This is a genomic window from Streptomyces sp. NPDC002566 (assembly GCF_042889585.1).
In the GTDB taxonomy this organism is placed as follows: domain Bacteria; phylum Actinomycetota; class Actinomycetes; order Streptomycetales; family Streptomycetaceae; genus Streptomyces.
On the sequence record NZ_JBIARD010000002.1, the window covers coordinates 274,943 to 286,368 of the forward strand.

The window sequence follows — 11,426 nt, forward strand, 5'->3', positions numbered from 1 at the left end:
GCCATGACGCAATCCCTGCTGCACCAGATCCTGGACTACTCCAACCGCCCCGACCCGTATCCCATCTACGAGGAGCTGCGCAAGACGCCGGTCCTGCACGAGGAGGACGGGCCGTACGTCGTCAGCACCTACTACGAGATCCGCAGTCTGCTGCACGATCCGCGGATCAGCTCCGACGCCCGCAACCTGGCCTCGACGACCCGCGATCCGCTGGCCGAGTCGTCCGAGGACGAGGGTGCGCTGCCGCCGAGCTTCCTGCGGCTGGACCCGCCGGAGCACGACCGGCTGCGCCGGATGACCAACCGGCCCTTCGGCCCGCCGCACTCCCCCCACCGGGTCGACGGGATGCGGGGCGAGCTGCGCGACATCGTCTCCGGCCTCATCGACGGCATCAAGGAGCCGGGGCGGATCGACCTGGTGGACCAGTTCTCGTATCCGTTCCCGGTGACGGTGATCTGCCGGCTGCTCGGGATCCCGCGCGAGGACGAGGCGCGCTTCCACTCCTGGGCGGAGACGATCGCGGCGAGCCTGGACCCCGACCCGGACGCCGATCCGAGCCAGCGGGGCAAGGAGTCGCACGAGGCCCGTATGCAGCTCGGCATGTACCTGGCCGGGCTGATCGAGGAGCGCCGCAAGAAGCCCGGCGACGACATGCTGTCCGCGTTGGCCACGGCCAAGGGCGAGGACGGCGCGATGACCACGATGGAGCTGCTCAGCACGGCGGCGCTGCTGCTGATCGCGGGCCACGAGACGACCGTCAACCTGGTCACCAACGGGATGCTGACCTTGCTGCGCCACCCCGACGTGCTGGAGCGGCTGCGGGCGGATCCGCGGCTGGCGGTGCCGATCGTGGAGGAGCTGCTGCGGTACGAGCCGCCGGTGCAGCTGGTGCCGCAGCGCACGACCGTCGCCGACATCGAGCTGCACGGCGTCACCATCCCCAAGGGCGCCTCGCTGTGGCTGGTGCTGGCCTCCGGCAACCGGGACCCGCGGCGCTTCGACGACCCGGACCGCTTCGACCCGGACCGCCGGGACGTGCAGCACCTGGGCCTGGGCAGCGGGATCCACAGCTGCTTCGGCGCGCCGCTGGCCCGGCTGGAGGCCCAGTTCGCCCTGGCCGAGCTGGCGCGCCGGCTGGTGAACCCGCGCCTGCTGGAGGATCCGCCGCCCTACCGGAGGAACGCGGTGCTGCGCGGACCGCGCCACCTGCCGATCGCCTGCGACGACATCCGCCCCTGACGCGCCCCACGCCCCCACGCCGCCCTGCCCGGGCCCCGGCCCCGTGCGGCCGGGGCACCCGACGCGATCGGCCGAGTGGCGGCTCCCCGTAGGGCCGTTCACTCAGGGGCGGCCGCCGTGCCGGGTCCCGAGAGGCCGAGTTCGTGCTTGCCGAGCGGGGTGAAGAAGCGCTCCACGTCGGCGTCGGTGACGTCGGCGAGGCCGGCCGGGGACCAGCGGGGGGTGCGGTCCTTGTCGACGACCTGGGCGCGGATGCCCTCGACCAGGTCGTGCGTGCTCAGGGCCGCGCAGGACACGCGGTACTCCTGGTCCAGGACCCGCTCCAGCCCGCCGAGCCGCCGGGCGCGGCGCAGGGCCGCCAAGGTGACCTTGAGCGCGGTGGGCGACCTGGTCAGCAGGGTCCGCGCGGTCTCCTCGGCGGCCGGATCGCCGTGCGCGAGCAGCCTTCGTACGATCTCCTCGACCGAGTCGGCGGCGTAGCAGGAGTCGATCCACTCCCGCCGCCCGGCCAGCACCCCCGGCGGCGCGTTCTCGGTGTGCCGGGCCAGGGCCGCGGGGACGGGCAGGTCGGCCAGGTCGTCGAGGAGGCCGGGGATCGCGCCGGACGGCACGAAGTGGTCGGCGAGTGAGCACAGCAGCGCGTCGCCGGCGCCGATCTGCGCGCCGGTCAGGGCGAGGTGGGTGCCGAGTTCGCCGGGGGCGTGGGCGAGCAGGTGGGTGCCGCCGACGTCGGGGACGAAGCCGATGCCGGTCTCGGGCATGGCGACGCGGGACCGCTCGGTGACGACGCGGACGCTGCCGTGCCCGGAGACGCCGACGCCGCCGCCCATGACGATCCCGTCCATGACGGCGACGTACGGCTTGGGGTAGCGGGCGATGCGGGCGTTGAGGCGGTACTCGTCGCGCCAGAAGGCGGCCGAGGCGCTGCCGTCGCCGTCGCGGGCGTCCGCGTGGATGCTGCGGATGTCCCCGCCGGCGCACAGGCCGCGCTCCCCCGCGCCGGTGATGACGACGGTCTCGACGGCCGGGTCGTGCTCCCAGGCGGTGAGGGCCTCGTCGATGCGGCGCACCATGGTGTGGCTGAGGGCGTTGAGGGCCTTCGGGCGGTTGAGGACGAGGTGGGCGGCGCGGCCGCGGGTGCGCAGCAGCACGGGTTCCTCGGCCGCCGTCCCGGGGTCCGGTTCCGCTGCGGGGCCGGTGCCGTTCCCGGGGCCGGTCATCGGGATGCCCCCGTCGGGCAGCGGGCCGCTATGACGTGCATGATCTCGTCGGTTCCTTCCAGGCGGGCGGACACTGTGTCGTGGACGATCTTCTCGCTGCCGTCCTCGCCGAGATGCCCTGCCCCCCTGGTCACGCCGCGGAGCCGGCGGGGCGGGGGTTGGCGCGGAGTGTTCCGCGCCTCGCCGCACCGCCCCGCCGCAGGCGGTGTGCCGTGCGGGTCAGCGCCCCGCTGCCGGCCGGTAGCGGCGGTACAGCACCGCCCCGCCCAGGACGAGGGCCGCGCTGCCCGCGAGGGCGGCCGCGGTGGTTCCCGCACCGGTCTCGGCGAGGGAGGCTTCGGTCCGGGGTGCGACGGCGTGCGGCTTCGGCTGCGGCGCCTGGGGAGCCCGCGCCGGCGGGACGGCCTTCGTCGGGCCGGGCTGGGACGCGGCCGGCGGGGTGTGCCGGACCGGCGGCTCGGGCTTGGGCTCGGCCCGGGGCGGCTGCTCCTCGTCCGTGGTGTTGACGGAGGTGTTGCCGAACGTCGGATTCAGCACGCCGCCGGGGTTGACGCTGTTGCCGCTGGCGTTGACCGGGAGGTCGACCGGCAGCTGGAGGCCGTTGCCGGAGACGGCGCCCGGCGAGCCCTTCGTGACGCTCGACGCCGCCGAGCCGCCGCTGTTCTGCGCCGCACCCTCGGCCGTCTCCGGGCGCGAGCCCTTGTTGACGCAGGTGTTGCCGAAGGCGGGGTTCAGTGCTCCCACCACGCTCACGGTGTTCCCGCAAAGGTTCAGCGGGATGTGCACCGGCACCTGGACGTTGTTGCCGGAGACGACTCCGGGCGAGCCTGCCGCCAGGGCGTCCGCCCCGGAGTCGGCGAACGCGGGCAGTGTCATGGCCATCGCGCCCGAGGCGGCGGCCACGGCGATCACACCGTTTCGGGTAACCCGTTTCATGGGTCCCTGCCTTCCAGACATGGTCGCGGGCACTCGCCCGCACCGGGTAGAACGCCGACGAAACCTCTCGCGTTATGGCCCCGCGTTCTTTCACCCCATCGGACGGCACCGCCGTCGGAGTAATAGCAAGGGTGAAGAAATGAAGATCAGGCGGGGGCCGCGGGGGCCTGCGGCAAGGCCCGCCGTGCTCCTCGGGCCGCTCCGGAGGCAGGTGTTCCGTGGCCCGCCTATCGTGGGCGACGACGCCGTCCCGGTCCGCTGCGGGGCGTCCCTGGAGGCACTGATGCTGGCCAAGCTGTCGAGGGGGACCGCACGGCGGCGCGGCGCGCTCGCCGCGGCCGCCGCGCTGGCCCTGCTGGGCGCGGGGCTGCCGGCGGCCGTCGCCGCCGCTGACACGGACCCGGCCCCGGGGATGGCCCGGTTCTACGCGCAGAAGGTCGTCTGGGGGCAGTGCGGGATCGAACAGTGGCCCGACGACCTGCAGTGCGGCAAGGTGACCGTCCCCCTGGACTACGCCCACCCCAAGTCGGGCAGCCTGGACCTGGCGCTCGCCCGGTACCGGGCGACGGGCGACCGCCGCGGCTCGGTGCTGCTGAACTTCGGCGGGCCCGGCGGCCCGGGCGTTCCCCAGCTCGCCGTGGGCGGCAAGGAGTTCATGGAGCTCACCGACCGCTACGACGTGGTGACCTTCGATCCGCGCGGCGTCGGCCGGTCCTCCCCGGTCAGCTGCGGCGACGGCGAGAGCAACGCGTTCACCGCCCTGGACGACGAACCGGCCGACTTGCACGACCCGCGCGCGATGCTGGACCTGCTGAAGCGGGCGGCCGCCAAGTGCGCCGAGCACTCGGGGCCGGTGCTGCCGCACATAGGCACGGTCGACGCGGCCCGCGACCTGGACGTCATGCGGCAGGCGCTCGGCGACGACAAGCTCAACTACCTCGGCTTCTCCTACGGCACCCGGCTCGGCGCGGTCTACGCAGCCCAGTTCCCGCACCGGGTGGGCCGGCTGGTCCTGGACGGCGTGGACACGCTGACCGAGCCGCTCGCTGAGCAGGGCATCGCCGGCGCGCGGGGCCAGCAGACGGCGCTGGACGACTTCGTCGACTGGTGCGCGAAGGACATCGCCTGCCCGTTCGGCCAGGATCCGCGCAAGGGCAGGGAACTGGTCGAACAGCTGGTGCGCTCACTGGACAAGGACCCGGTGCCGACGGACTTCGGCGAGCCCTTCACCGGGCAGGACCTCGTCGGCGCCATGGGTCAGGGGCTGTACAGCAGCAAACTGTGGCCGTCGCTGGAGCGGGCGCTGGCGCAGCTCGTCGAGAGCGGCGACACCAGCGGTGTGATGGCGTTCGCCACGGGCGGCCTGGCCCTCCCGGTCAAGGGCGAGCCCGGCAGCACCCGTTCGGGGGACGACGACCCGGACGGCGGGCTCGTGGACCCCGAGGACGTGCCCCTCGACAACCTCCCGGCGGCGCTGATGGCGGTCAACTGCGCCGACGATCCCGACCGGCCCAGCGCTCAGCAGGTCACCGCCGACCTGAAGCGTCTGCGCGCCGACTACGAGCAGGCGTCGCCGATTTTCGGGCAGTACCGCCTCACCCAGGTCCTGCTGTGCTACGGCCGCCCCAAGGGGACGGACTACATCCGCGACCACGTCAAGGACCTGCACACGGCGAAGATGCTGCTGGTCGGCACGCGCGGGGACCCGGCGACGCCGTACCGCTGGACGGTGGAGACGGCGAAGCGGCTCGGCCCGTCCGCCGTGGTGCTGGACAACCGCAGCGACGGTCACACCGGGTACGGCTCGTCGAAGTGCGTGCACCGGAAGATCGACGACTTCCTGCTCTTCGGCACCCTGCCGCCGAACGGCAGCTCCTGCGGGGAGGAAGAGGAGGACGACTGAAGGGCCCATGCGACGGCCGCGGCGAATCCGGCTGCTTCCGCCTGACCGATCAATCAGCTCCGTTAGCATGTTCGAACCTGTCAACGACTCACACATCGGCCACACGCACATTGAACAGCACAGCAGCGCGGGTGTTCTCGCACATGAAGGACGGCATCGGGTCCGCCGCGCGGCGGCCGAGGACGATGCTGTGGGCCACGGCCGGCGCGGTGGCCGTCGCGTTCCTCGTCGTGCTGGAGATCGCCGCGCGTCACTACGGTCTGCCGGGGCCGATCACCACGCAGGCGCAGGAAGTGGTGTTCGCGCCCAAGTCGGGGTTCCTGCTGTACGCCGGCATGGCGCTGACGATGGCGGTCCTCACCTGGCGGCAGCGGATCATCGCGTTCGGCGCCGCCGTCGGCATCGACGTCGTCTTCGCGCTGACGCGGTGGGCGCTCGGCATCGAGGTCACCTCCGGGAACCCCTTCGGCAACGGCGCGCTGTGGGTGATCCTGGGGTGCGCGGTGGTGGCCGTCACGCGCCGTACCGGCCCCGAGCGCGTGCTGCTGCTGAAGGGCGTGGGGCTGGGGCTGCTGCTGGTGGCAGGCCGCAAGACCGGCGACACCTGGCTGCTCATCACGTCGAAGACCCGCCCGACGGTGCTCGACCAGTACGTGGTCACCGCCGATCACGCGCTGGGCAACCCGTCGTGGCTGGCCGGCCGGCTGGTCAGGGCCACCGCCCCGGTGGGCCCCCATCTGCTCGACTGGGTCTACGCCCAGCTCGCGGTGGCCGCTGTCGTCGTCGCGCTGTACCAGCTGCGCCGCGTGGCGGCCGAGCGCCGCTTCCCGCGCCACCACCTGGTGCGCACCTTCCTGGTGATCGGGCTGCTCGGGCCGGCCGTCTACATGGTCTTCCCGGTCGTCGGACCGGTCTTCGCCTACGGCACGGGCGCCTTCGGCACCGGCGGCGGGCACTGGGCGTGGGCGGACATCTGGCCGGACACACCGCCCCCGCTCGGCGTCCCCCGGCCGATGCCGTACGACGACGTCACCCCGCGCAACTGCATGCCCAGCCTGCACACCGCGTGGGCCACCACGATCTTCCTCCACTCCCGCAGGGGACCGCGCGCCCTCCGTTTCGCGGGCGTCTTCTGGCTCGCCGCCACGCTCGGGGCGACGCTGGGGTTCGGCTACCACTACGGCGCGGACCTCATCGCCGGCGTGGTGTTCGCACTCACCGTCGAGGTGGGACTGCGCACCTTCGACCGCGGCTGGGACCGGTCGGGTATCCGGTTCGTCGCGCACGGGGCGACCGTGTTCGTCGCGCTGCTGGCGTCCTATCGCTGGCTGCCGCTGGAGATGGCCGACCACCCGTGGGTGTTCGGGCCGCTCCTCCTCCTGGCGACGGCCTCGGTCGTGTACGGCTATGTCCGCACGATCCGGCTGTGGGACGCGCGGGACGCCGCGGCGCCGGGGCCGGACGCTCCCCCCGCGCCGGACGGCGCCGCGCCGGGGGTTCCGGCGCAGACGCGGAGCGAGGCGTCCGAGATCGTCCTGTGAGCCGAGCGCCCGCGCGGGCGCTTCAGCGGGCGGCGGTCACGAACGCGTCGATCGCGGCGGTCAGCTCGGCGGGCTTCTCCACGGGCAGTTCATGGCCGGCGTCCAGGACGCGGACCGTGGCGTCCGGGTAGGCCTTGGCCATGCGCAGCATCTGCCGCAGCGGCAGCTGGACGTCGTGGTAGCCGTGGATCATCAGGGTCGGGGTGCTGATCTCCCCCGCCCGGTCCAGGAGGTCGAAGGACCGCATCGCGCCGTACAGCGTCATGACCACCTCGCGCGGGGTGTCCGCGGAGGACTTCACGTACGAGCGGATCTCGTCGCGGGGGTAGCCGGGCGCGAAGGCGCGCTGGATGTTGGCGGCGACGAACAGCTTGAACGGCACGAGGGTGGAGACGGCCATGAGCAGGCCTCTGCCTCTGCTGTAGACCATCCGGCCGATCGAGTTCACCAGCACCATCCGCTCGACCCGCTCCGGGTGGGCGAGGGCGATCGTCTGCGAGATCATCCCGCCCATCGAGTGGCCGACGAGGACGAACCGCTCGACCCCGAGGTGGTCGAGGAGGGCGAGGACGTCCTCGGCCAGCTCGTCGACGGTCTTCACGCCCGCCCCGCTGCTCTCGCCGTGCCCGCGCAGGTCGAGCCGGATCACCCTGCGCCGCTCGGAGAAGTGCGCCACCTGGTGGTCCCAGCGGTGCCGGTTCGCCGTCCAGCCGTGCACGAAGACCAGGGGCGCCGCGTCGCCGTCGCGCGGGCCCTCGTCGTCGTACGTCAGTGCTGCGCCGGCGACTTCGAGCTGCGGCATGGTGCCCTCCTGCGGTGCGGTGCTCTCTGGTTACTGACGCGTACCGTAACCGGCCGCCGGGGTCGGCGTCACCGGCGTTCGCCGAGGAAGTCGAGGATGTGACCGAAGACGTCGAGGGCGGCGCCCCGGCCGATGAACGTGTCGAGGTGGCCGTAGCCCGGGATCTCGGTGTAGCGCACGTCGAGCTGGGGCTGCCGGCGGGCGAGGACGTCGTGGCAGAGCCGCTGGGAGTCGAGCCAGAGGCCGTTCTCGCTGCCGGCGAGCAGCAGCACGGGCGTGTCGATGCGGGCGGCCGCGTCGAGCGCGTTGGGCGGCAGCGCCCGGTAGCGGTGGTCGGTGTCGTGCCAGCGGACCACGGTGCGCGCGAGCTCGATACGGCGCAGATGGGGCAGGATCCACAGCGGGGCCGGTCCGAGCAGGTCGGCGAGCCGGTCGTGGGTGGCGTCGGCGAGGTTCTCGTGGACGAAGAGGGAGGCGCCGGTGCCCCAGGCCGAGTGGTGCAGGATCTGGCAGGTGGGGTCGGGGCAGTCCGCCTTGCGTGCGGCCAGCGCGAACAGGGGGGTGTAGCGGGAGCGGAGGCCGACCTTGCGGAAGTCGACGGGGATGTGGTCGATCCGCGTCTTCAGCAGCTCCCCGGCGATCGTCATCCGCAGGGAGGTGCGGCCCGCCAGCTTCGGGGTGAGGAAGACGCCCTGGGAGACCACGCCGGCGAGGCCGGGGACGAGGCCGGCGGTGAGGGAGAGAGACAGGGTCAGGGAGCCGATGCAGTGGGCGACCGCGAACAGGGGGCGGTCGCCGATGCGCCCGCGGATGTGGTCGACGGCCGCGGGGATGTCGTACAGGGCCACGTCGTCGTAGGTGTAGCGCTGACCGGTCTCGTTGTAGGGCAGGCGGCAGCTGCCGCGCCAGTCCAGCAGCCACGGCTCGTAGCCGTCGTCGAGGAGGGCGTCGACGAGGTTGCGGGTCTCGGGGAGCAGGAACATGTCGGACGACGCGGTGTGTCCGTGCAGCAGGAGCACGGCGGGCCGGTCGGTGTCGCCGGCGCGGCCGTCGCCGATGCGGGTGAGGCCGAGGCGGACGCCGTCCGGCGCGCGGAACGGGATCTCCTCAACGCGGGCCGGGTCGAGGCGGTGGCGCAGCGGGCGCAGGGCGGGGGCCGTCCTGACCCTGCGCAAGGGCCGGCGGGGGGCTGGAGGCGTTCTGAAGATCATCGGTGGTGCTCCGTGGTGTTCGGGGTGCGGCGCAGGTCGAGCAGGTCGGCGGCGGCGCGGGCGAACGGCCCGAGCAGGCCGCGGCCCATCTCCAGGCCGAACCAGGCGAGCCAGGTCAGCTTGGCGGCGCGTTTCTCCCGTGCTGTGAGGTGGGGGGCGACCTGGATGCCGTCGATCTGGTCGCGGACGTAGGAGTCGGCGGGGACGACGACCTCGCCGGTGAGCGTGGCCGGTTCGCCCTCGCGGCCCAGCTCGACGGTGAGGGCGCGGGTCTGGCGCCAGACGTCGCGGCGGGCCTGGGCGTGCTTGTGGCCCTCCAGCCACCACACTCGGCCGTCGGCGTCACGCAACCGCAGCCGGTAGCGCAGGAGTCGGTGACGCATGCCGTGCTGCTGCGGGATGCCCTCCTCGGGGCGGACCCAGACGTCTCCGTGCTCGACGGTGAGCGGTGCGGGGTGGGCGGCGGGGCAGACGACCTCGCCGGTGACGTCCACGCGGCGCTCCTTGACGAGTTGGTGCATGCTCGCGATGGAGAGGGTGAGGGACATCGAGCAGGGCGATCGGGTGCCGTCGGCGGCGGTGCCGCCGGGGAGGGCGCGCACGCTGCCCTCGGTGGTCTCCGAGAACCACAGGTAGGGCTGGTCGTTCTTGTCCGGGAGCCGGGCGAGGCCGTCGTCGGCGAGCTTCTCGAACGTCTTCAGCTGGGCGCGGGCGTCGTAGCGGGCGGCGGGCGGCAGGCCGAGGGCCTCGACGAGGGCGTCGGTGCGCTCGGCGATCGCGGCCGGGCCGGTGAGCGTGGCCTCGCACAGCTTGAGGGCGGTGGGGCTCTGCAACACCCGGCCGAGGAAGGTCAGTTCGGGGACCGGCTCGGCCTCCAGGCGGGCCAGGGTGTCACCGCGCCACTCGTCCCAGTCGTGCACGCGCACGTGCATGCCGCCGAAGGCCATGTCCCGGACGACGTCGTCGAGGGTGTTGGGCACGCCGGTGAGGTTGTAGTCGAAGCCCCAGGCGTCGGGTTCGCAGACGACGGCCGCGGCGACCCGGCTCACCCAGTCCACGGGGGCCACGTTGAGGTTGCGGAACGCCGGTACGGTGCGGAAGCGGCCGAACGCCGAGATCAGGCCGCTGCTGAGGTCCAGCGGGTTGTGGGCGCCGGTCTTTGTGTGGCCGCCGATGCCGCCGGGGCGCAGGGCCGATACGACCAGTCCGTGGTCGCGGGCGCGGCGCAGGGCGACCTCGGCGGCCCACTTGGACTGGTCGTAGCCCGCCACGAGGTTGTCGACGTGGGCGAGGGGGTCGTCCTCGCCCATGGAGGTGATGCCGACCTCGTTGAAGACGGCGATCGAGGAGATGTGGTGCAGCGGCTTCGGGCGTCCGGCGGCGGCGAGTTCGGCGAGGGTGAGGGCGCCCAGGACGTTGCTCGTCCGCAGCGACTGGTAGCCGCGCAGGAAGTCGACGGCCGCCGCGACGCCGACGACGGCGTCCAGTTCGTGGGCGAGGGTGTCCCACAGTTCCTCGGACAGGCCGAGGCGGGGGCGGCGGATGTCACCGGGCAGGACGGTGACCCGGCGGCGGACCTCGGCGTTCCACGGCAGCAGGTAGCCGCGCAACTGCTCGGCCAGGCGCGCGGTCGCCGCCTCCTCGTCGGCGCCCCGGACCAGGCAGTACACGTGCGCGTCGCTGTGCCGCAGCAGGTCCAGCAGCAGGTGGCCGCCGAGGAAGCCGGTCGCCCCGGTGAGCAGGATCCGGCGGGGCGGCAGGGGCTCGGGCGAGCGGACGAAGGGGAGACGGTCGGCGAGGGCGAGATCGGCCAGGATCTGGTCGAGGTCCTCGGGGCGGGCGGAGGTGCGGCCGGAGTGAGGGGTGGGGGATGTCGGGCGGGGGGACGCTGCGGGGGCGGGGGCCGGCCGCGAGGTGGAGGCGGGGGCGGTCTGCGCGGCGAAGGCCGAGGTGGCTTGCGGGGCGAGGGTCGGGGCGGCTTGTGCGGCCGGGGCGGCGGCGGTCTGCGGGGCCGAGGCCGGGGCGGCTTGCGGGGCGGGGGCGGACGGGCGTGGTGGGGCCGCGACGGCCGGGTGCGGTTCGTGGCCGGGGTTCGTCCGCAGCCAGCGCCGGGCCAGGCTGAGGGGGCGGGCGTCGGCGAAGACGTCGTCGAGGTCCAGTTCCACGCCGAGGTCCCGCTCCAGATCCGCCGCGAGTTCGACGGCGTGCACGGAACTGCCGCCCGCGTCGAAGAAGTCGGCGTCCGGGGCAAGGCGGCCCTCGGGCAGATAGCGGCCGGCCGCTGCGGCGATGGCGTCGGCGAGGGCGTGGACGTCCAGGGTGGGAGTGGCCAGGGCCTCCGGGGCCTCCGGGGCCTCCGGGGCCTCCGGGGTCTCCGGGGTCTCCGGGGTCTCCGGGGTCTCCGGGGGCAACTGCCGCTCCTCCCCCGCCGGTTCCCGGGTCGCCGGCATGACCAGGGTCAGCAGTTCGGTGACGCCGAGCCCGCTCCCGCCCCGCTCGATGGCCTCGGCGGTCGCCCGCTGCCCGGCGTTCGTCGCCGCGTCCTCGTTCATGTCACGCATCGGAGCCCTTCAC

9 protein-coding genes are annotated in these 11,426 nt (G+C 73.6%); 3 read left to right on the forward strand and 6 right to left on the reverse strand.

Annotated elements, in window-relative coordinates; all coding sequences use genetic code 11:
• Positions 1–3 precede the first annotated feature (3 nt).
• On the forward strand, positions 4–1,239 hold the full coding sequence (locus ACFYXA_RS08525; RefSeq protein ID WP_352253212.1) for a cytochrome P450: 1,236 nt from the start codon (positions 4–6) through the stop codon (positions 1,237–1,239).
• A gap of 98 nt (positions 1,240–1,337) precedes the next feature.
• On the opposite strand, the gene ACFYXA_RS08530 is transcribed toward ACFYXA_RS08525, so the two are convergent.
• From ACFYXA_RS08530 to ACFYXA_RS08540, 3 genes are all read right to left on the reverse strand, one after another.
• Complete coding sequence (locus ACFYXA_RS08530; protein WP_389029769.1) at positions 1,338–2,459, reverse strand: enoyl-CoA hydratase/isomerase family protein; 1,122 nt, start codon at positions 2,457–2,459, stop codon at positions 1,338–1,340.
• Entirely contained in the window at positions 2,456–2,593 is a 138-nt protein-coding gene (locus tag ACFYXA_RS08535; RefSeq protein WP_352252535.1) for a hypothetical protein, read from the reverse strand. The genes ACFYXA_RS08530 and ACFYXA_RS08535 overlap by 4 nt, the downstream gene beginning before the upstream one ends.
• Positions 2,594–2,678: 85 nt before the next feature.
• Positions 2,679–3,371, reverse strand: coding sequence for a chaplin family protein (locus ACFYXA_RS08540; RefSeq protein ID WP_389029773.1), 693 nt, complete (start codon positions 3,369–3,371; stop codon positions 2,679–2,681).
• A gap of 307 nt (positions 3,372–3,678) precedes the next feature.
• Between ACFYXA_RS08540 and ACFYXA_RS08545 the strand changes: the two genes are divergently transcribed.
• Together ACFYXA_RS08545 and ACFYXA_RS08550 are read left to right on the forward strand one after the other, a co-directional pair.
• On the forward strand, positions 3,679–5,298 hold the full coding sequence (locus ACFYXA_RS08545) for an alpha/beta hydrolase (RefSeq protein ID WP_389031625.1): 1,620 nt from the start codon (positions 3,679–3,681) through the stop codon (positions 5,296–5,298).
• Between the two features lie 143 nt (positions 5,299–5,441).
• The gene (locus ACFYXA_RS08550; protein ID WP_389029776.1) at positions 5,442–6,839 is read left to right on the forward strand and encodes a phosphatase PAP2 family protein; all 1,398 of its coding nucleotides are present in this window, start codon (positions 5,442–5,444) and stop codon (positions 6,837–6,839) included.
• A gap of 22 nt (positions 6,840–6,861) precedes the next feature.
• On the opposite strand, the gene ACFYXA_RS08555 is transcribed toward ACFYXA_RS08550, so the two are convergent.
• The 3 genes from ACFYXA_RS08555 to ACFYXA_RS08565 form a co-directional block, all read right to left on the reverse strand.
• On the reverse strand, positions 6,862–7,641 hold the full coding sequence (locus ACFYXA_RS08555; RefSeq protein ID WP_351089584.1) for an alpha/beta fold hydrolase: 780 nt from the start codon (positions 7,639–7,641) through the stop codon (positions 6,862–6,864).
• Positions 7,642–7,709: 68 nt separating this feature from the next.
• Positions 7,710–8,852: an alpha/beta hydrolase gene (locus tag ACFYXA_RS08560; RefSeq protein WP_389029780.1), complete on the reverse strand. Its 1,143-nt coding sequence runs from the start codon at positions 8,850–8,852 to the stop codon at positions 7,710–7,712.
• Positions 8,849–11,404 (reverse strand): thioester reductase domain-containing protein, encoded by a 2,556-nt coding sequence (locus tag ACFYXA_RS08565; RefSeq protein ID WP_389029784.1) that lies wholly within the window; start codon positions 11,402–11,404, stop codon positions 8,849–8,851. The genes ACFYXA_RS08560 and ACFYXA_RS08565 overlap by 4 nt, the downstream gene beginning before the upstream one ends.
• Positions 11,405–11,426: the final 22 nt, after the last annotated feature.